The organism is Nocardia sp. CA-145437, from assembly GCF_050956485.1.
In the GTDB taxonomy this organism is placed as follows: Bacteria; Actinomycetota; Actinomycetes; order Mycobacteriales; family Mycobacteriaceae; genus Nocardia.
Genome location: NZ_CP191204.1, coordinates 3,567,323 through 3,587,654, shown reverse-complemented (window position 1 = coordinate 3,587,654; position 20,332 = coordinate 3,567,323). Strand labels below are relative to the sequence as shown.

The 20,332-nt window shown below is 69.4% G+C and carries 20 protein-coding genes; 14 read left to right on the top strand and 6 right to left on the bottom strand.

Annotation, left to right across the window (positions count from 1 at the left end; genetic code table 11):
- Positions 1–39: 39 nt before the first annotated feature.
- Entirely contained in the window at positions 40–2,298 is a 2,259-nt protein-coding gene (gene scpA / locus ACQPYY_RS16675; protein ID WP_357082223.1) for a methylmalonyl-CoA mutase, read from the bottom strand.
- A 2-nt stretch (positions 2,299–2,300) separates the two neighbouring features.
- The gene (locus tag ACQPYY_RS16670; protein ID WP_433594436.1) at positions 2,301–4,136 is read right to left on the bottom strand and encodes a methylmalonyl-CoA mutase family protein; all 1,836 of its coding nucleotides are present in this window, start codon (positions 4,134–4,136) and stop codon (positions 2,301–2,303) included.
- 169 nt (positions 4,137–4,305) lie between these two features.
- Between ACQPYY_RS16670 and ACQPYY_RS16665 the strand changes: the two genes are divergently transcribed.
- The gene (locus ACQPYY_RS16665) at positions 4,306–5,016 is read left to right on the top strand and encodes a TVP38/TMEM64 family protein (RefSeq protein ID WP_433594435.1); all 711 of its coding nucleotides are present in this window, start codon (positions 4,306–4,308) and stop codon (positions 5,014–5,016) included.
- Between the two features lie 12 nt (positions 5,017–5,028).
- Here ACQPYY_RS16665 and ACQPYY_RS16660 read toward each other — a convergent pair whose 3' ends face one another.
- Positions 5,029–5,658, bottom strand: a complete 630-nt coding sequence (locus ACQPYY_RS16660; protein ID WP_379098988.1) for a TetR/AcrR family transcriptional regulator — start codon at positions 5,656–5,658, stop codon at positions 5,029–5,031.
- A 335-nt stretch (positions 5,659–5,993) separates the two neighbouring features.
- Here ACQPYY_RS16660 and ACQPYY_RS16655 point away from each other — a divergent pair, with 335 nt between their 5' ends.
- The 5 genes from ACQPYY_RS16655 to ACQPYY_RS16635 all read left to right on the top strand — a co-directional run bounded on the left by ACQPYY_RS16655 (position 5,994) and on the right by ACQPYY_RS16635 (position 9,820).
- Positions 5,994–6,665, top strand: coding sequence for a response regulator transcription factor (locus ACQPYY_RS16655; protein WP_433594434.1), 672 nt, complete (start codon positions 5,994–5,996; stop codon positions 6,663–6,665).
- A 71-nt stretch (positions 6,666–6,736) separates the two neighbouring features.
- Entirely contained in the window at positions 6,737–7,114 is a 378-nt protein-coding gene (locus tag ACQPYY_RS16650; protein WP_433594433.1) for a response regulator, read from the top strand.
- Between the two features lie 29 nt (positions 7,115–7,143).
- Positions 7,144–8,406, top strand: coding sequence for a sensor histidine kinase (locus ACQPYY_RS16645; RefSeq protein WP_433594432.1), 1,263 nt, complete (start codon positions 7,144–7,146; stop codon positions 8,404–8,406).
- A 284-nt stretch (positions 8,407–8,690) separates the two neighbouring features.
- Positions 8,691–9,026, top strand: coding sequence for a hypothetical protein (locus tag ACQPYY_RS16640; RefSeq protein ID WP_433594431.1), 336 nt, complete (start codon positions 8,691–8,693; stop codon positions 9,024–9,026).
- Positions 9,023–9,820, top strand: a complete 798-nt coding sequence (locus tag ACQPYY_RS16635; RefSeq protein WP_433594430.1) for an ABC transporter ATP-binding protein — start codon at positions 9,023–9,025, stop codon at positions 9,818–9,820. The genes ACQPYY_RS16640 and ACQPYY_RS16635 overlap by 4 nt, the downstream gene beginning before the upstream one ends.
- Before the next feature lie 79 nt (positions 9,821–9,899).
- Here ACQPYY_RS16635 and ACQPYY_RS16630 read toward each other — a convergent pair whose 3' ends face one another.
- Positions 9,900–10,241, bottom strand: coding sequence for a transglycosylase family protein (locus ACQPYY_RS16630; protein WP_357276906.1), 342 nt, complete (start codon positions 10,239–10,241; stop codon positions 9,900–9,902).
- 468 nt (positions 10,242–10,709) lie between these two features.
- Between ACQPYY_RS16630 and ACQPYY_RS16625 the strand changes: the two genes are divergently transcribed.
- From ACQPYY_RS16625 to ACQPYY_RS16600, 6 genes are all read left to right on the top strand, one after another.
- Positions 10,710–11,456, top strand: a complete 747-nt coding sequence (locus tag ACQPYY_RS16625) for an IclR family transcriptional regulator (RefSeq protein ID WP_379098965.1) — start codon at positions 10,710–10,712, stop codon at positions 11,454–11,456.
- A gap of 166 nt (positions 11,457–11,622) precedes the next feature.
- Positions 11,623–12,702 carry an ABC transporter substrate-binding protein gene (locus ACQPYY_RS16620; RefSeq protein ID WP_433594429.1) on the top strand — a complete coding sequence of 360 codons (1,080 nt, stop codon included), beginning with the start codon at positions 11,623–11,625 and terminating at the stop codon, positions 12,700–12,702.
- On the top strand, positions 12,699–13,535 hold the full coding sequence (locus ACQPYY_RS16615; RefSeq protein ID WP_433594427.1) for an ABC transporter ATP-binding protein: 837 nt from the start codon (positions 12,699–12,701) through the stop codon (positions 13,533–13,535). Before ACQPYY_RS16620 ends, ACQPYY_RS16615 begins: the two co-directional genes overlap by 4 nt.
- Positions 13,528–14,397, top strand: a complete 870-nt coding sequence (locus ACQPYY_RS16610; protein WP_433594426.1) for an ABC transporter permease — start codon at positions 13,528–13,530, stop codon at positions 14,395–14,397. The genes ACQPYY_RS16615 and ACQPYY_RS16610 overlap by 8 nt, the downstream gene beginning before the upstream one ends.
- Positions 14,398–14,436: 39 nt before the next feature.
- Positions 14,437–15,783, top strand: a complete 1,347-nt coding sequence (locus tag ACQPYY_RS16605; protein WP_379098953.1) for an LLM class flavin-dependent oxidoreductase — start codon at positions 14,437–14,439, stop codon at positions 15,781–15,783.
- A 19-nt stretch (positions 15,784–15,802) separates the two neighbouring features.
- Positions 15,803–16,741: a TauD/TfdA dioxygenase family protein gene (locus ACQPYY_RS16600; protein WP_433594425.1), complete on the top strand. Its 939-nt coding sequence runs from the start codon at positions 15,803–15,805 to the stop codon at positions 16,739–16,741.
- Between the two features lie 71 nt (positions 16,742–16,812).
- On the opposite strand, the gene ACQPYY_RS16595 is transcribed toward ACQPYY_RS16600, so the two are convergent.
- Complete coding sequence (locus tag ACQPYY_RS16595) at positions 16,813–18,051, bottom strand: SPFH domain-containing protein (RefSeq protein ID WP_357276919.1); 1,239 nt, start codon at positions 18,049–18,051, stop codon at positions 16,813–16,815.
- Positions 18,051–18,482, bottom strand: a complete 432-nt coding sequence (locus ACQPYY_RS16590; protein ID WP_433594424.1) for an NfeD family protein — start codon at positions 18,480–18,482, stop codon at positions 18,051–18,053. Before ACQPYY_RS16590 ends, ACQPYY_RS16595 begins: the two co-directional genes overlap by 1 nt.
- A 182-nt stretch (positions 18,483–18,664) precedes the next feature.
- Between ACQPYY_RS16590 and ACQPYY_RS16585 the strand changes: the two genes are divergently transcribed.
- Complete coding sequence (locus tag ACQPYY_RS16585; protein ID WP_433594661.1) at positions 18,665–19,489, top strand: DUF3097 domain-containing protein; 825 nt, start codon at positions 18,665–18,667, stop codon at positions 19,487–19,489.
- A gap of 22 nt (positions 19,490–19,511) precedes the next feature.
- Positions 19,512–20,321 (top strand): hypothetical protein, encoded by an 810-nt coding sequence (locus tag ACQPYY_RS16580; RefSeq protein ID WP_379098943.1) that lies wholly within the window; start codon positions 19,512–19,514, stop codon positions 20,319–20,321.
- Positions 20,322–20,332 lie beyond the last annotated feature (11 nt).

Below are 20,332 nucleotides of genomic sequence, written 5' to 3'. Positions count from 1 at the left end.
GGTGGTTCTCGCCACCCCCGGTCGCGCGTGCGGCGTCGCTCATTCCGTTGCGCCGCTGCCGATCTCGTGGCCCAGCTGTGCGGCCAGCTTCCCGATCAGGTCGATCGCGGCGTCGGCGATGATGGTGCCGGGGCCGAAGATGCCCGCGGCACCCGCGGCGTACAGCTCGTCGTAGTCACCGGGCGGGATGACGCCGCCGACGGTGACCATGATGTCGGGGCGACCGACATCGGCCAGTGCCTGCCGCAGGGCGGGCACCAGCGTGAGGTGGCCTGCGGCCAGCGACGAGACGCCGACGACGTGCACGTCGTTGTCGGCCGCCTGCTGCGCCACCTCTTCGGGGGTCTGGAACAGCGGGCCCACGTCGACGTCCATGCCGAGGTCGGCGAAGGCGGTCGCGATCACCTTCTGCCCGCGGTCGTGGCCGTCCTGACCCATCTTGGCGATCAGGATGCGGGGGCGACGGCCCTCGGCTTCGGCGAACTCCTCGACCAGTTCGATGGCCTTGCTGATATTGGTCACCTTGCCCGCCTCCTCCCGGTAAACGCCGGAGAGCGTACGGATTTCGGCCTGATGGCGGCCGTAGACCTTCTCCAGGGCATCGGAGATCTCACCGACGGTGGCCTTGGCGCGGGCCGCCGCGATGGCCAGGGCCATCAGGTTGTTCTCCATGCCGCCCTCGGTCGAGGCGGCCGCGCGGGTGAGCTCGGCCAGCGCCTGCTCGACCGCGGCCGAATCACGTTCGGCGCGCAGCTTTTCCAGCTTGGCGTTCTGCTCGGCGCGCACGCGCGAGTTCTCGACCTTGAGGACCTCGATCGGGGTGTCTTCCTCGACCAGGTACTTGTTGACGCCGATCACCGGCTGCTGACCGGTGTCGATACGGGCCTGCGTGCGAGCCGCGGCCTCCTCGATGCGCAGCTTCGGGATGCCCTCCGAAATCGCCTGCGCCATACCGCCGTGCGCCTCGATCTCGGCGATGTGGGCGCGGGCGCGCTCGGCCAGCTGGTGGGTCAGCCACTCCACGTAGTACGAGCCGCCCCACGGGTCGGCCGGACGGGTGGTGTTGGACTCCTGCTGGATCAGCAGCTGGGTGTTGCGGGCGATGCGGGCGGAGAAGTCGGTCGGCAGGGCCAGCGCCTCGTCGAGGGCGTTGGTGTGCAGCGACTGGGTGTGGCCCTGGGTGGCGGCCATGGCCTCCACGCAGGTGCGCGCGACGTTGTTGAACACGTCCTGCGCGGTCAGCGACCAGCCCGAGGTCTGCGAGTGGGTGCGCAGCGCGAGCGACTTCGAGTTCTTCGGCTCGAACTTGGCGACCAGCTCGTTCCAGAGCAGGCGGCCCGCACGGAGTTTCGCGACCTCCATGAAGAAGTTCATGCCGATGGCCCAGAAGAACGACAGTCGCGGCGCGAACTTGTCGACCTCCATGCCCGCGTCCAGACCGGCCTTGATGTACTCCACGCCGTCGGCGAGGGTGTAGGCCAGCTCCAGGTCGGCGGTCGCGCCGGCTTCCTGGATGTGGTAGCCGGAGATGGAGATCGAGTTGAACTTCGGCATCTTCGCGGAGGTGTAGGCGAAGATGTCGGAAATGATCCGCATCGAGGGCTTGGGCGGGTAGATGTAGGTGTTGCGGACCATGAACTCCTTCAGAATGTCGTTCTGAATGGTTCCGGCCAGCTGCTCGGGCGCGACGCCCTGCTCCTCGGCGGCGACGACGTAGAGCGCCAGGATCGGCAGCACCGCGCCGTTCATGGTCATCGACACCGAAACCTGGTCCAGCGGAATCTGATCGAACAGTTCCCGCATGTCGAGGATGGAGTCGATGGCGACACCGGCCATGCCGACGTCACCGGTGACGCGCGGGTGGTCCGAGTCGTAGCCGCGGTGGGTCGCCAGGTCGAAGGCGACCGACAGGCCCTTCTGACCCGACTGCAGGTTGCGGCGGTAGAAGGCGTTGGAGTCCGCGGCGGTGGAGAAGCCCGCGTACTGGCGGATGGTCCACGGCTGGTTCACGTACATGGTCGGGTAGGGACCGCGCACGAACGGCGCGATACCCGGCACGCTGTCCAGGGGGTAGCCCTCGGCCACGATGGCGTCCCGGTCGGCCTTGGTGAACACCGGCGGCACGTCGATGCCCTCGGGGGTCGACCAGGTGAGCTGTTCGGGCGCATAGTGATTGGCGGTCGCGGCGGTCTTGACGAACTCCTCGACCTGCGCGGCGCTGACCTCGGCGGGGGCGGTGTCGCCCTCGGTCAGCGGTACTTCGGCGAAATTGCCGATCCGGTGCTTGATATCGCTCATCTCTACGCTCCCAGCTTCTCCAGCAGACCGGACAGAGCCGCCACCGCATCCATGCGCGCGGTCACGAAACCGTCGGGGCGCTGGGCGCCGGTCAGGTCCGCGACCGCCTTCTCGGGTCCGGCCAGCAGCACGGTGGTGACACCGGCCGCCCGCAATTCCTCCACCGCCGCGGCCGCGTCGGTGCCGTACCGCTTGTCCGAACCGCACAGCACCGCGATCGACGGACCGGCCTCGGTGACCGCCTCGATGCCGCCGGAGGCCAGCAGGTTGGTGGAGAAGGTGACACGAACATTGTTCTCCGACACCGGGCCCAGCGGAACCAGGCGCACCCGCGGGCGCGCGCCGTTGGCGGCCAGGTAGGCGTCGGAGCGGTTGCGCAGCGCCTCGAAGGCGGCGCCGTAGCGGGCCGAGGACTCCGTGGCGCGCGCGGCCTCCGACAGCGGCTTCTCACCCAGGTTCGGGAACTCGTTGACACCGGTGACGGCCGTCTTGCGGTGCGCCACATCGGAATCGCGCTCGGCCTTGGTCTCGCCGATGCGCTCGGCGAGCAGACCCGCCTGCAGCGCGGCCAGGTAACCGCCGGCGGCCTCGATCTCCTGCATGAACTCCCACGCCTTGGCGGCGAGCTCATCGGTGAGCGACTCCACGTACCAGGAGCCCGCGCCCGGGTCCTGCACGTGGCCGAGGCGGGATTCCTCGAGCAGCAGCAGCTGGGTGTTGCGGGCCATGCGCTCGGAGAACGCCTGCGACACCTCGAGTTCCCCGGCGGGCAGGGCGGCGTCGAAGGGCAGCACGGTGACGATGTCGGCGCCGCCGACGCCCGCGCCGAACGCGGCGAGCGTGGTGCGCAGCATGTTCACCCACGGGTCGCGCTGGCTCATCATGGCCGCGGAGGTCACGGCCTGCTGCGGCGCGTTGCCGGCGGACGGAGCGCCGCAGACGTGAGCCACGCGGGCCCAGAGCTTGCGGGCGGCGCGGAACTTCGCGACCGTCTCGAACTGGTCGTCGGTGGCGGCGAAGCGGAACTCCAGCTGCCCCAGCGCATCCACGATGTCGGCGCCGGCGTCGGTGAGCGAGCGCAGGTACTCCAGGCCCGCGGCCACGGCCGCACCCAGCTCCTGCGCGTCGGAGGCGCCCGCGTTGTGGAAGGCCACGCCGCACACGGTGATCGCGCGGATGGTCTCCGGCCGGGCCACCGCCTGCTGGGCCAGCGCGACCGCGCCGTCCAGGTCGATGGCGGAGGTGCCCGCGAACAGGCTCGTCAGCGGGGTCGCGCCCAGCGAGACGCGGATGTCGGCACGGTTCGGCACCGTGGTCGCGTTGGCCGCGGCGTAGGCGTCGAGCACCGAGAACAGCTGGGCGGCGGCCTCATTGGCGGCCGGACCGGCGTCCAGGGTGAGCGGGGCCAGCTCGAACAGCAGGCCCTTCAGCGCGGTGGCCAGGCCCTCGACCGGGACGCCACGCTCGGCGACGCCCAGCTGCACGGCGCTCACACCGTTGTCCAGCGCGAAGAGGATGTCGGCGTTGACGGCCTTCGCGTCCGCACCGGCGAACTTCTGGCTCACGAACCAGCCGCGGTGCACGTCGCGGGTGGCGTCGCCACCGCGCACGTAGGGGAACTGCCCGGGCAGCGGCTGCTCGGGCAGTTCGTCCCGGCGCGTGTAGAGCGGGTTGACGGTGAGACCGTCATAGGTCGTGACCGCGAGCAGCTTCTCCGGCTCGTCCGGCAGTTCGCTCGCATCCACCCTGCGGGCCTTCGCCAGCACCCCGGCGACACCCTTGCGCCAGGCGGCATACTCGGGCACCGGATCGGTGTCCGAGTCGGAAGCAATCGGCATAGCTGCTGTTCCTTCTTCCACTCCCTGACCGCGGTGCCCGTTGGGCCGGCATACGCGCAGATCAACGGTCACTTTGGTTAACGAGCATTCCTCGTCTTTCCCCTGATGCTAGCGGCACCCCCGTGATTGCCGTCTCCGGAGTCTCGCTACCAGCGGGTAACCTGGCGCGGTGCCAACAACCGTGAGCTCCCCGCTCGAGCGCGTATCCGGGCTGCTCAGCCGCCTGCGCCAACCCCGCACCCTGGCCTTGCTGATCGGCTGCGGACTACTCTTCGCGCTCGCGGCCTTCGCGCCGCATCCGGCACCCCAGCAGATCCGGCAGTGGGCCGACTCGGTCGGGCCCATGCTGCCGCTGGTGTTCTTCGCCGTGCACACACTCGTGTGCGTCGCCCCGTTCCCTCGAACGATTTTCACGCTCAGCGCGGGGATGCTGTTCGGGTCGGCCGAGGGGCTGACGCTCGCCATCACCGCCACCACCCTGAGCGCGGTGCTGGCATTGTGGCTGGTGCGCGCGCTCGATCACGAGCGAGTTCGCGCCCGGCTCACCCATCCGACGGTGCAGGCGGTGGACGCACGGCTCGCGCGGCGGGGCTGGCTGGCGATCGGATCGTTGCGGCTCATCGCCTTCGCGCCGTTCTCGATCGTGAATTATTGCGCGGCACTGTCTTCCATCCGGTTCACGCCCTACCTCGCCGCCACCTTCCTCGGCATCATCCCCGGCACGGTGGGGACCGTGCTGCTCGGCGACGCGCTGACCAATCGGACCTCCCCCGCCCAGATCATCGTGACCGTCGCCTGCCTGGCGGTGGGTGTGATCGGCCTGGTCGTGGATGCCCGCATGACGGTCGGCCAGGCAGACCCGACCGGCGTGGGTCGCTGACCCGGGGACCGGTCAGTCTGGGGTTGCGGCCCGGTCGGATACGAGGTGGGTGTCCAGGTACTGCCGGACCATGGTGGTCAGGGCGGCCAGGCGCATGGCATCCAGCTCCGGCTGCGGGAAGGTGCCGGTATGGATGGCGAAGCCGTCGAAACAGAACACCACGATCGAGCCCAGGGCCAGGTTCTGTTCGGGGGTGAGTCCGCGGGTGGCGGGCAGGCCGCCGCCGGAGAGCAGGGCCACGGCGTACTCGTCGCGGACCACCGAGAGGTGTTCGCGCAGTTGCTCATCGGTGCGGGCCGCGATGGTCAGCTCCAGCCACACCGTATTGATCGGGTCGCGGGCGGCGTCGAGCCAGATCGCGAGCACCGCGTCGACGTCGCGCGGATCGGGCAGCTCGGCGACGTTCGCGCCGAAGCGCTCGATCTGGCGGCGGCCGACCTCGCCCGCGGCGGCGGCCACCAGGTCGAACAGCGAGTCGAACCGGCCGAACAGTCCGCCGTGCGAGACGCCGGCGCGGCGGCACACCTCGTTGACCGTGAGCTTGGAGTAGCCCTTCTCGACGATCGCCCGAATGGTGGCCTCGATCAGCGCCTCTCGCGTCTCGGCGCGCCGCTGGGCCTGAGTCCGCCGTACGGCCGTCACGACACTCTCCTCCGGGCTCAGCTCATAACCGATCAACCGATCGTTTTCCTGCGACCACGCTACCAACCTGCCCCCACCTGCTCACAGTCCACCGGCCACCGGCGTGATCCGCGCGAGGACGGTGGGGTCCCCTCCTCCCCACCGTCCTCGCGCCTTCCATGGTCGGCCGCCGCGCCTGCCCCGGGCAGCCTGCCGATACCACTGATCAACGTGGTGCCTGCACCCCCTCGCGGGCAAGGGGCACACCGGGATTGGCGCGTGCGGATCCGCGTCGGCGTGATCGGGTAGCGCGGTACCCGTGCGCGGGGGCCACGGTCGGAGGATCCTTGGACACTGTGAGTAGTACAGCGGTCACGGTTGTGGTGGCCGAGGACTCGATGCTGATCCGCGACGGGGTACTGCGGGTACTGGCCACCGACGGCAGCATCGAAGTGGTCGGCACCGCCACCGATTTCGACGCCACCGCCGCACTGGTGCACCGGCACGAACCCGATGTGCTGATCACCGATATCCGCATGCCGCCCACCGGGACCGACGAGGGGATCCGGCTGGCCCGGCAGCTGCGCGCCACCGGGCGGCGCACCGGCGTCATCGCCCTGTCCCACTACGCCGAACCCCGGTACGCGACCGGGCTGCTCGATGGCGGGTCCGCCGGGCGCGGGTACCTGCTCAAGGAGCACATCGCGCATGTCGACCAGCTGCTGAGCGCGGTGCACGTGGTCGCGGGCGGCGGGTCGGTGCTGGACCCGGTGATCGTGCAGACGCTGTTGTCGCGCCGCCGCGAAGACGAACTGGTCGGCCGCCTCACCGCCCGGGAACGGCAGGTGCTCGCCGAGATCGCGGGCGGCGGCAGCAATCGGGTGGTGGCGCAGCGGCTTTCGCTGTCGCAACGCGCGGTCGAGAAGCACATCAACTCGATCTTCGCGAAGTTCGGACTCACCTCCGATCCCACCCTGGACCAGCGGGTCACCGCGGTGCTGCTGTATCTGGCCGCGCACCCCGGGTAGGGGTGCCTGCACCCTTTCCCGAGGCCCGGTCCGCGTCGCACCATGACATTCATGACCGAGCCGGGGCGCACATGACCGAGCAGGTGCTGGTGTGGATCGTCGACGACGGGCCCGCTTTCCGGCGCGCGGCCGCGGCGATGGTGGCCGCGAGCGCCGGGTTCGTGCTGGCGGGCGAGGCCGACAGCGGCGAGGCGGCCCTCGAACTGACCCGCGGCGCGGGCGCCGGCCTGGTGCTGATGGACATCCACATGCCCGGCATGGGCGGTATCGAGGCCACCCGGCGGCTGCGGCAGGCGCATCCCGGCGTGGCGGTGCTGCTCATGTCGACCTATGACACATCCGATCTCCCCCACGAGGTATACCGGTGCGGCGCAGCAGGTTACGTACACAAGGAGACGCTGAGCCCGCAGTTGCTGCGCAGCATCTGGAGCGGGCTCACACCGCCCTGAACACCGGCGGGTCGAACCCGGGTGGCGGCGTGGACTCCGACGGCACCGACGTTCTGGCCCGGATCCGGTTGCGGCAGCTCATCGTCGCGCTGCTGATCGCGAACGGCGTGTTACTCGGACTGACCGTGGCCGTGGCGATCGGGCGGCCGACGATCTGGGTGTTCGCGATGCTGGCGCTGCTCGTCGTCGAATGCGTGGTCTTCTCGGTGGCGCTGCGGATCGCGGCGCGGGGCGCGTTCGAAATGGCCATCGCCACGCTCTCCGTGTGCATCTGGACCGGAGCGCTGGCCGCGTCGTGGCTGTCGCCGTTCACCCTGCCCTTGCACGTGGTAGCCGCGATCATCCCGGCCATCAGCGCGATCCCGTATGTGCAGCGCCGCCGCCTGCTGCTGTACTGCCTCGCGACCCTGGCCACCACCTTCGGGTGCGCGGCGCTCGCGCTGCCGGTGGTCGCCTCGGTCGTCGCGCCGATGGTCGCCAAATACCTTGCCACCATCGGGTTTCCGGCCGTGACCGTGCCGATCCTGCTGGTGGTCTGGCACACCGCGGCCACCCTGGGCGATATGGCGGTGATCGCGCGCCGCAATGCCGACGCGCTGCGCTCCTCGCAGCGGCTGCTCGCCGAACGCGCCGACCAGCTCACGTCCTCCCGCGCCCGCCTGGTGGCGGCCACCGATGCCGAACGGCGGCGGCTGGAACAGGATCTGCACGACGGGGCGCAGCAACAGCTGGTCGCGGTGGCGATCACGCTGCAGCTGGCCCGCCAGACCGTGACCACCGATCCGGTCGCCGGCGTCGGATTGATCGGGGAGGCAGGCGAACTGCTGCAAACCGCCATCGCCGAGATCCGCCGCCTCGCCCAGGGCATCTACCCGCCGCTGCTGGCCCGCGAAGGTCTGCCGGGCGCTCTCCCCGCCGCGGCCGCCCGCTCCCCCATTCCCGTGCGGGTGCGCACCGACCGGATCGGGCGGTATCGGCCGGACATCGAGACAGCGCTCTACTACTGCTGTCTGGAAGCGCTGCAGAACAGCGCCAAACACGGCGGGCCCACCGCCACCGTCACCATCGCCGCACACCAGAGCGACACCGGCCTGGTGGTCACCGTCACCGACACCGGCCGCGGGTTCGACCCCGATCGCGCCACCGACGGCACCGGGCTGACGAACATGCGCGACCGGCTCGCGGTCATCGGCGGCAGCATGCGCGTCGATTCCCGCCCCGGCACGGGCACCCGGCTCACCGCGACGGTTCCCACCCGGCCGCTGGCGGAGCCGGTTTCAGAATCACGCTGATCCTGGTGCTGTTCGCCGCGACGCCACCTCGACAGGATCGGGCCGGACGGTTTCGGTCTCGCACCGGCACCGCAGGCCCACCCGTCGGATAGAGAGGCGCACCCACGTGAGTCCCCACCACGTGCCCGGAACACCCGCATGATCAGTATCGGCGCGACCCGATCCACGACCGCCTCCGCAGACCGGACCCGAATCACCCTGCCCGCCGGACCGATTCGCGGTCTCGCCGTGCGCGCGGCGTCCCCCTGCTCGCGGCGCTCACCGCCGCCGGGGTCGAGCGCGACGTGACGCTGGTGAACATGCAGCCCGATGCCATCGCCGCGGCCTGGCGTGGCGGCGATATCGACGCGGCGTTCGTCTGGGAGCCGACACTGTCGGAGCTGGTCAAGAACGGACATGTGGTCACCACCGCCGCCGAGACCGCCAAGGCCGGCAAACCCACCTACCTCGACGCCGCGGCCCAGGCCGGTCCGGCCTACCTGGGCGAGCAGCTGGGCGCGGACCTGAAGGCCTCGGCCGAGTTCCTGTTGAGCCAGGGCGAGATCCAGGGCCTGGCGGCGCCGGAGGCGTACGCAGGAGCGGTCTACGCGGCGGCGGCCACCAAGGTCAGTGCGAAATGACGACGGCGCTCGACCAGCGCGACCGGGTGGTGCTGACGGAGGTCTCCAAGACCTACGACACCCCGACCGGCAGCACCGTCGCGCTGTCCCCCACCGATCTGGTCATCGAGCCCGGCGAGTTCGTGAGCATCGTCGGGCCGTCCGGTTGCGGCAAGACCACGCTGCTGCAACTGCTCGGCGGGTTCCTCGAACCCAGCACCGGCACCCTACTGGTCGGCCAGGACCGCATCGACGGGCCGAGCCCGGAACGCGGCGTCGTCTTCCAGTCGCCCACCCTCTATCCGTGGCTCAGCGTCCGCGGCAATGTCGAGTTCGGCCCGAAGTGCCGTGGCGTGGACAAGAAGGCGCGCCGGGTCGCGGCGGATCGGCTACTCGAGCTGGTCGGGCTCGGTGACGTCGGCGGCAAGCGGCCCTACGAGCTGTCCGGCGGGATGCAGCAGCGGGCGCAGATCGCGCGGGTGCTGGCCAACGATCCGCGCATCATCCTCATGGACGAGCCGTTCGGCGCGCTGGATCAACTGACCCGCGAGCGGTTGCAGGTGGAGTTGCTGCGACTGTGGCGCGAAGCCGGGAAAACCATTGTGTTCGTGACCCATTCGGTGGAGGAAGCGGTATTCCTGTCCACCCGGGTCCTGGTCATGAGCGCCCGGCCGGGGCGCGTCATCGCGGACCGGGCCATCACCCTGCCCGGCGACGACAAGCACGGTGTCCGGGAGTTAGCTGTCACCGCGAAGCCCGAATTCCAGGCCCTCGAGATCGAATTGGCGCAGGCGATCTACGAAGCCCATGCGTGATTGCATGAAATACGACAATGGCTCGTGCCGCATCGTTGCGGCACGAGCCATTGTGAATTCCGACTGAGCGGAACGCCTATTACAGGTAGGCGCCGCACACGGGCCAGGCGCCCCGGCCCTGGCCGGCGAGCACGTTCTCCGCGACGCGGATCTGCTCCTCACGGCTGGCGTTGGCGGCACTGCCCGCGCCACCGTAGGCGTTCCAGGTGCTCTGGGTGAACTGCAGGCCGCCGTAGAAACCGTTGCCGGTGTTGGCGGCCCAGTTGCCACTGCTCTCGCACTGCGCGACAGCATCCCAGTTGCCCGAGGCGGCCGAGGCGGTCGCCGTCGACAGCGCGAACGGGACGGACACGAGCGCGCCCACGGCCGCGGTGGCGGCGGCGATACGAGTGCGGGTGGTGAGCTTCCGGTTGCGATGCATAAGTTTGTTTCCTTGCCCCGCTCCCACCGGCCCGTGCTGCTCGCTGCGGGTCCCCGTCCCCAGGGGTATCGGTTGCTCTCGAATCGCGGGACGGAGTTGCCGGTGTTCGTCGATTCGAGCTGGAGCCCGGGTTTCTCCGAGCCGCTAGCGACGGTAACGGAAAGATCTCCGCAAATCACGTATCGATCACGAGCAGTTGACGAAACGATTGCGACCGTACTTTATGTGGTTTACGCAGTTCGTCGCGGAGTGTCGGAGAATGACATTTCTGGAATTCAGCCGTGAATTTGTGAGCGAGGTCACGCATAAAAGGTGACCCCCATCGCGTAATACAAACGCGACACAAAACGATGCGCGCGCGGAAACGCGGGCCGACCGGCTCGGATCGCGGTGCGCACAACCGTTGCCCCAGGTCAGAGCACTCGGGATAGTGCCTGGAACGTCGTTTCGGGTCCCCCAGGAGGAACCATGGCCGCCATCGATGAACCCCGGTCCGGAGCCCGCGCTGTCGACCGCGCGATCCACGTCCTGAACTGCCTCGAGGGCGACGATCCCGAGCTGTCGCTGAGCGAACTCGCCCACCGGGCCGCGCTGCCGGTCAGCACGACGCACCGGCTGGCCCAGGCGCTGGTCCGAGGCGGGCTGCTCGAGCAGGACCCGGCCACCGACCGGTATCGCGTCGGACAGGGGCTGGCCACACTGGCCCGGCCCGCGCTGGCACGGCTGGGCCTGGACTCGATCGCACCGCACCTGTACGCGCTGGCGGCGGGCATCCGCATCACGGTGAGCGTGAGCGTGCCCGAGGCCGATGACGCGGTCACGGTGTTCCAGGCCCGCCCGCCCGTCCACTTCTGCCACCATCAGGTGCCGCGGGCCCGGCAGTCGCTGCACGCCAGCGCGACGGGCCACGCGTTGCTCGCCTACTCCGCCGGCCGGGCCGCGGCCGATGTCGACCTCGACCGGGTCCGGCACCGGGGGTTCGCCAGCGAGCTCATCGAGACCGACGATCCGATCCGCGCGCTCGCGGTACCGATCGTCGGACCGCACCGGCAGGTGCGGGGCGCGCTGGCGGTGCAGGCCCGCTCGGCGCGCCTGGATGGCGAGCTCATCCGCGCCGTCGTCCCGGCCATGCGCATCGCGGCGGGCCGGATCGCGCCGCTGTTCCAAAACACCGGCGACGCAACGCTTTCCGCCGCCGAATTTCGCTCACGCTGATTTCCACATCGTGAAATGGCGGTTGCCGGGGCCTCCCGGCCATCGCAGCATGTGAGCACTCCGATCGACCGTCCCCACCCCCGAAGAGGAACCCCCATGCGGCTCTGTTGTCGTCCCCGCCACGAAACCCATTCCGCGACGGACACACTCACCGAAAGACATCCCCATGGCCTTCTCTCTCCGCCCCGCGCGGGTGCGACGTGCGGTCGCCGCCGCGATCGCGGTCACCAGCGCGGCGGTCCTGCTCACCGGCTGCGCCGAGACCGACGCGGGCACGACCGCCGACGGTAGGACCGTCGTCCGCTATCAGGGCAGCACCGGCCAGGTCACGGCCTTCGAACTCGCGGCCGACCTCGGCTACTTCACCAAGATCGACCTGCACTGGGAGGGCGACACCACCTCCGGCCCGGCCAATATCCAGGCCGCCGCCACCAAACAGGTCGAATTCGGCAGCGCCTTCAACGGCGCGGTCATCAAGCTCATCGCGGGCGGCGCGCCCGTCACCTCGGTGCTCAGCTCCTACGGCGCGGACGAACTCAACTTCACCGGCTACTTCGTGCGCGACGACTCCCGCATCACCTCGGCGCGCGACCTCATCGGCAAGAAGGTCGGCGTCAACACCCTGGGCGCGCACCACGAGTTCATCACCCGCCAATGGCTGCACGATCAAGGGCTCAGTGACGCCGAGATCAAGCAGGTGCAGCTCGTCGTGCTGCCGCCCGCCAATACCGAGGACGCGCTGCGCAACGGGCAGATCGACGTGGCCGCGCTCGGCGGCGTCTTCCGCGACACCGCCATCGGGCGCGGCGGCATCCATCCGCTGTACACCGACAAGGATCTGTTCGGCCAATTCGACTACGGCACCTACGTCTTCCGCAACGACTACCTGAAGTCGCACGCCGACGCGGTGGCCGACTTCGTCCAGGGCACCGCACGCGCCACCCGATGGCTGCAGGTGACCCCGCGGGACGAGGTGGTGGCCCGGTTCGCCGACATCATCCACAAGCGCGGGCGCAACGAGAACACCTCGCTGCTGCAGTACTACAAGAGCTCCGGCGTCCCGGTCCCCGGCGGCGTGGTCGCCGAACGGGAGCTGCAGATCTGGATCGACTGGCTGGTCCGCAACGGCGAACTGCCTGCGGGCAAGCTCTCCGCCAAGGACCTCTACACCAACAAGGACAACCCGTACGCCAACGGGAAGTACCCGGCGACCGGCGGCCCGAGCGGCGAGGCGGTGGCCAAATGAGCACCGCCGCGGTGAAACTCGCGCTCTCGGGCGTCCGGAAGGAATTCCCCGTGCGGGGTGAGCGGGAGCCGCTGACCGCGCTCTCCGACATCTCCGTCGATGTTCGCGACGGTGAGTTCCTGGTCCTGGTCGGGCCCAGCGGTTCGGGCAAATCCACGCTGCTGGATCTGCTCGGCGGGCTGGACCGGCCGACCGCCGGGCAGATCCTGCTCGACGGCGCGCCCGTCACCGGGCCCGGACTCGATCGCGGCATCGTGTTCCAGCAGTACGCGCTGCTGCCGTGGCGCACGGCGCGGGCCAATATCGAATTCGGGTTGGAGGCCAAGGGCATTGCCCGTCGCGCCCGCAAGGGAATCGCCGAGCACTACCTGGAACTGGTCGGACTGGCCGGCTTCGGCAACCGGTACCCGCACGAATTGTCCGGCGGCATGAAACAGCGCGTCGCCATCGCCCGCAGCCTGGCCTTCGATCCGGAAGTGCTGCTGATGGACGAGCCGTTCGCCGCGCTCGACGCCCAGACCCGGGAGTCGTTGCAGGACGAGCTGTTACGGATCTGGCGGGCCACCGGCAAGACGGTGCTGTTCATCACCCACGGCATCGACGAAGCCGTCTACCTGGGGCAGCGCGTCGCGGTGCTGACCTCGCGACCCGGGCGGATCAAGGCCGTGGTCGACATCGACCTGGACCGGGCCGCCGACCCGGATATCCGGTCCAGTGAACGGTTCCGCGAACTGCGCCACCACGTGTGGTCGCTGCTGCACGACGAGGTCGCGCGGGCCCAGGACCTCGAGCAGGCCGCGCTCACCGCCGATCGGAGGAATTCCCATGTCTAGCGCTGTGCACCTGGTCGACGCACCCGTCGAGATCCCGTCCCGCACCGCCGCCGATCGCGCGGCGCCGCGACCGAGCCGGGCCTCCTCGGTCCTGCCCGCGCTCGCCCGCATCGGCTGGCGGATCGGCAAACCGGCCGTGGTGATCGCGGCATTCCTCGCGGTGTGGGAGGCCGCGCCACGACTGGGTCTCGTCGACGAGGTCTTCCTGCCGCCGTTCTCCACGGTGGTCAGCGCCGGGCTCGAACTGATCCGCAACGGTCAGCTCTGGGAACACGTGTCCACCAGCCTGACCCGCTCGCTCATCGGCTTCGCCATCGCACTGGTGACCGCGATTCCGGTCGGTGTGGCGATCGCCTGGTACCGGCCGGTCGCGGAATTCCTGAACCCGGTGCTGGAACTGTTCCGCAATACCGCCGCCCTCGCCTTGCTGCCGGTGTTCATCCTGATCCTCGGCATCGGCGAGACCTCGAAGATCGCGCTCGTGGTGTACGCCGGATTCTTCCCGATCCTGCTCAACACCATCAGCGGCGTGCGGACCGTGGACCCGCTGCTCGTGAAATCGGCCGTCTCACTCGGCTTCTCACCGCTCCGACTGTTCCAGAAGGTGATCCTGCCCGCGGCCGTGCCGTCCATCTTCACCGGTATCCGGATGGCGGCTTCGGGCTCGATCCTGGTGCTCATCGCCGCGGAGATGTTCGGGGCCCGCGCCGGGCTCGGGTACCTGATCACCGCCGCCCAGCAGAACTTCCAGATTCCGGACATGTACGCCGGGATCGTCGCCATCGCCGTGGTCGGGCTCACCTACAACGGCGTGCTCGTGGCCATCGAGCGACGGCTCTCCCGCTGGCGCGCGCACCGCTAGCCGCCGCCATTACTGAAACCATCGAAGGATCACTCCCCTATGCCCAACCCCCGCAAGACCTTCCATCTCAACGCCTTCCTCATGGGCGTCGGCCACCACGAGGCCGCCTGGCGGCATCCGCGCACCCGCGAACACCAGGTGCTCGAGGTCGGGCACTTCCAGGAGCTCGGCCGCATCGCCGAACGCGGCAAACTGGACTCGGTGTTCTTCGCCGACGGGCTCGCGGTCGGGCCGCGCATCAAACGCAACGCCCTCGCCGTCTTCGAACCGGTCACCCTGCTCGCGGCCATCGCCACCGCCACCGAACACGTGGGCCTCATCGCCACCGCCTCGACCAGCTACAACGAACCCTTCAACCTGGCCCGCAAATTCGCCTCCCTGGACCACATCAGCGGCGGACGCGCAGGGTGGAACATCGTCACCTCCGGCAGCGAGGACGAGGCGTTCAACTTCGGCTTCGACGCCATCCCCGAACACGCCCGCCGCTACGAGCGGGCCGAGGAGTTCGTCGACCTGACCGTGCGGCTGTGGGACAGCTGGGAATCCGACGCCGTCGTGCTCGACCCGGAGACCGGCGTCTTCGCCGACCCGGACAAGGTGCACACCCTCGACTACCGCGGCGAACGATTCCGGGTCCGCGGGCCGCTGAACTCCCCGCGCAGCCCGCAGGGGCGGCCGCTGCTCGTGCAGGCCGGATCCTCGGAGAGCGGTAAGGAATTCGCGGCCCGCCACGCCGAGGCCGTGTTCACCGCCCAGCGCACCCTCGCCGAGGGGCAGGCGTTCTACCGGGACCTGAAGGCCCGGCTGCCCAAATACGGGCGGTCCGCCGACGACCTGAAAGTGCTGCCCGGTCTGGTGCCGTTCATCGCCGGCACCGAGGCCGAAGCCCGTGCGCTGGAACAGGAATTCACCGACCTCATCTCCCCCGACTACGCGCTGCGGCAGCTGTCGACGCTGCTCGGCGTCGACCTCACCGAGCACGCCCTCGACGCGCCGCTCCCGCCGCTGCCCCCGGAAAGCGAGATCGAAGGCGGCAAGAGCAGATTCACCCTCGTCAAGGAGCTCGCCGAGAAGGAGGAGCTGACCGTACGCCAGCTCATCGGCAAGCTCGGCGGCGGCCGCGGCCACCGCACCCTCGCCGGCACCCCCGAACAGATCGCCGACGACCTACAGAGCTGGTTCGAGCAGGGCGCCGCCGACGGCTTCAACATCATGCCGCCCTACCTGCCCGGCGGGCTCGAGGACTTCGTCGACCAGGTCGTGCCGATCCTGCAGCAGCGCGGCCTGTTCCGCACCGAATACACCGCCACCACACTGCGCGGCCACTACGGCCTCGACGCGGTGGAAAGCCAGTTCACTCCCGTCCGCACCCAGGCCACCGCCTGAGCACCGAAAGGAAACCCTCATGACCACCGTCACCGAGAACCCCGTCGCCACCTTCCAGATCACTCCCGTCGCCGGGCACATCGGCGCCGAGATCAGCGGCATCGACCTGCGCGACGACTTCACCGACGAGCAGATCGCGGTCCTCACCGCGGCACTGCACGAATACAAGGTGCTGTTCTTCCGTGATCAGCGCATCGGGCATGCCGAGCAGATCGCCTTCTCCCGGCGCTTCGGCGCGGTCACGCCGTCGCACCCCTATGACGACGACGCCCCGACCGAGCACCCCGAGATCCTGGCCGTCGACAGCCGGCTCTACGAAAAGCGTTTCGGGAAGAAGAAATTCAGCTACACCAATCAGTGGCACACCGATATCTCGCCGCTGATCAACCCGCCCGCCGCCTCCCTGCTGCGGGCCGAGATCGCACCCGACCGCGGCGGCGACACCCAGTGGACCAATCTGGCGGCCGCCTATGCGGGACTGCCGGATTCGCTCAAAACGCTGCTCGACGGGCTGCGCGCCGAGCACCGGTTCGGCGGCAAGCTGCCCGTGTGGGACGCCGACAGCGACTACGCCAAACGCGTCGCGGCGGCGCCGCTGGTCACCGAGCATCCGGTGGTCCGCGTCCACCCGGTGACCGGGGAACGCGTGCTGTTCGTGAACCCCGGCTTCACCACCCGCATCATCGGACTGAGCCCGCGGCAGAGCGACGCGCTGCTCGAGCTGCTGTACGCCGAGATCGCCGACCCCGCGTACACGGTCCGATTCCGGTGGGAGAAGGACAGCGTCGCGTTCTGGGACAACCGCGCCACCGCGCACCTCGCGCCCAGCGACCTCGACCATCTCGACGTGACCCGAGTGCTGTACCGCACGACCCTCGAAGGTGAAGTCCCCGTCGGCGTTGACGGCGAGCCGTCGCGGTCGATCTCGGGGGAACGGTTCGACGGTTCCGCGAACTGACCTCGACCGACGACGAGGCCCTCCCGGCGCTACCGGGAGGGCCTCGTTCGGTTTCGTGACCGGGAAATCCGTCAGTGCCCCTGCGGGCGCGGCGGCTGCGGCGGGTTCTGCCAGCGCTGGTCCGGCGGTTCCGGCCGGTACTGCGGCTGCACGGGCGGAGCCGGACGCTGGGTGTGCGGCAGCTGCTGCGGCGCGACCGTCGGCGGCAGGCTCATCGGCTCGACCGGAGTGCGCGCGTCGGCCTCCGCGGCGCGCACGGCCTGCTGGGTGGCCGGGTCGGTCGCGGTGTCGAACCAGTCGGCGACCTCGTCGGAGTCGTCCTCGGTCGCGGATTCCGCGCCGTCAGGGGCCGGCTCGTAGCGGAACACGCCGTCCTCGCCCTGCTTGCCGAAACCGCGCGCGAACCCTTCGAGGGCCTTGCCGAAGTCACTCGGCACCAGCCACACCTTGTTGGCGTCGCCCTTGGCGACCTGCGGCAGGGTCTGCATGTACTGGTAGGCCAGCAGCTCGGGGGTGGGCTTGCCGTTCTTGATGGCGGCGAACACCTTCTCGATGGCCTTGGCCTGGCCCTGTGCCTGGAGATACGCGGCCGCCCGCTCGCCTTGGGCGCGCAGGATGCGGGACTGCCGCTCACCCTCGGCGGACAGGATCATCGACTGCTTCGAGCCCTCGGCGGCGAGGATCTGCGCCTGCTTCTGGCCCTCGGCCGTCTTGATCGACGCCTCGCGCTGGCCTTCGGCGGTGAGGATGATGGCGCGCTTCTCGCGGTCGGCCTTCATCTGCTTCTCCATCGATTCCTGAATCGACGGCGGCGGATCGATCGCCTTCAGTTCCACGCGCGCCACCCGCAGGCCCCAGCGGCCGGTGGCCTCGTCGAGGACGCCGCGCAGTTCACCGTTGATCTGGTCGCGGGAGGTGAGGGTTTCCTCGAGGGTCATGCCGCCGACCACGTTGCGCAGCGTGGTGATCGTCAACTGTTCAACGGCGGCAATGTAATTGGAGATCTCGTAGACGGCGGCCTGCGGGCTGGTGACCTGGAAATACACCACCGAGTCGATCTGCACGGTCAGGTTGTCCTTGGTGATGACCGGCTGCGGCGGGAAGGACACCACCCGCTCGCGTAGGTCCACCTTGGCGCGCACCCGGTCCGCGAACGGCACCAGGAAGGTCAGCTGCCCGGACACGGTCCGCGAATAGCGGCCCAGCCGCTCGATCACGGCGGCCTCGGCCTGCGGCACCAACGCCACCGACTTGAAGACCACCACGACGACCAGAAGTATGAGTACGACGGCGACTATCAGTACACCCATCACTGCCCTTTCATGACGACGGCGTGCGCGCCGTCGATCCTCATGACGTACACGGTCGAACCGATGGGATAGGTCTCCGAGGCGTCGTACGGGCGCGCACTCCACACCTCTCCGCCGAGCTTCACGCGACCACCGTGCTCGTCGACCGTTTCGAGCACCTTGGCGGTCCTGCCCGGCAAAGCGTCCACCCCCGTCTGATGCGGCGGCGGAGTCGCGTAGCGCCGCAACAGGAATGGGCGCACCAGCACCAGCAGCGCGATCGAGGTGACACCGAACACGACCGCGTCCACCAGCACCGGGGCCCCCGTGAGCGCGTTCACGCCCGCCGTGATCAGCGCGGCGACCCCCAGCATGATCAGCACAAGAGTGCCCGTGAGCATCTCGGCCGCCGCGAGCAGGATGCCCGCGACCAGCCAAACTATTGCGGCCACGCCACAACAGTAACTGTATTTGCGGGGCCCGGCTGATATTCGTGATCACTCCGAGCCCCGCGACCGGGCACATCGGACACCGATCACCGGAAACCGTGCACAACCTGCCCAGCAGCCGCCCGACCGCCGGAATGGGCGCGGCGCGAGCGGGATTCCCGTCCGCCGCCGGTAACCTCGACGCGGTGAGTGGGCACCAGAAGTACGGCGACATCTTCACCGGGCACGCACGGAAACAGAAGCGGGAAGTGCCCCGCGTGGTCGCCGAACGCGACCTCGTCGCCGAGGACGCGGCCACCGGATTCTGCGGCGCCGTAGTCGGTTTCGACCGCAGCTACGACGGAGAGTTCGTCAAACTCGAGGACCGCGCCGGACGCGTGCGACTGTTCGCGATGCGAGAAGCCGCCTTCCTCATCGACGGCCAAGCGGTCACCCTGGTCAAGCCGACCGCCACCGTACCCGCGAAATCCACCCGATCCGCCTCCGGATCCACCCGCGTCGAAGGCCTGAAAGCGCGCGTCGCCCGCGCCAGCCGCATCTGGGTCGAAGGCATCCACGACGCCGCCCTCGTCGAACGCGTGTGGGGCCACGACCTCCGAGTCGAAGGCGTCGTCGTCGAACAACTCGAGGGCCTGGATCACCTCGGCGCGAAACTCGCCGAATTCCAGCCCGGCCCGAACCACCGCGTCGGCGTCCTCGTCGACCACCTGGTCACCGGCTCCAAGGAAACCGGCCTCACCCAGGGCCTCGGCGCGCACGTCCTCGTCACCGGCCACCCCTACGTCGACGTGTGGCAGGCCGTCCGACCCACAGCCGTCGGCATCCGCGCCTGGCCGGACGTACCCCGCGGCGAGGACTGGAAGACCGGCATCTGCCAACGCCTCGGCTGGGGCACCCCGCAGGACGGGTGGCGGCGCGTCTACAACGCCGTCAACTCCTACCGCGACCTGGAAACCCCCCTCATCGGCGCGGTCGAACGACTGATCGATTTCGTCACCGAGCAGGAGTAGCCAGCCAGTTATCCTCGAATACATGAGTTCCCCAAGCGCCTCGCTCACGGTCTGGGCCGGTTCCTGGCTGGCAGGCTGTAGCGCCCCCGACGATGTGCTCGATGAACTGCGCGCTTGGGCTTCGCGGCAGACCGTGGCCGCCGGGGACCCTGTCACCGGTGGGCACACCGGGCTGCCGTGGGCGTCCGACGACGACCCCGCGGCGGTCGCCGGGGCGGGAATCATGGCGCTGCTCAAGATTATTCGCGAGGCGTACACCGGGCCCGAGGCGCAGGTTCGGCTGGTGCTGCCGATCCCCGGAGACGTGCGGGGCATACCCGTCGGCACCGAGTTCGCGGCCGCCGCAACCGAAGCCGAGGAAGGCATCCTCGTCGGAGCGCCCGGAACCACCGGGACCGGACTCGTACCGGTGTGGACCGATGAGGACGCATTGCAGTGGCGGGTGTACTCCACACCCATTCCGCTGACCCTCGCGCCGGAAATGCCGTTGGGTGAGGCCGAATACACGATGCGGGAAGCCGTGCGGGATGCGGCGGACGCGTTGGCGCAGATGCACACCACGCGGCTCGGGTCGGGTGGGGTCGCGCCGCGGGATCTGGTGGAGGCCGAACTGGCCGGGCATTCGCGGCACAAGTATCCGGATTCGATGCCGCTGCGGGCGCGGCGAATTCTCGATACCGCCGATCAGGTCGCGGCGATCCTGACCGTGGCCGAGCGGGAGCCGGCTTCGGCGCCGACCTCTGCCACTGCGGTGGCTGCTCAGGAAGCGTTGTTGCGGCCGTTGTGGAATGCGATTCGCGCCGCGCGGCTGGCGGCTGTCCACGCTCGCTGAGTGTCCGATTC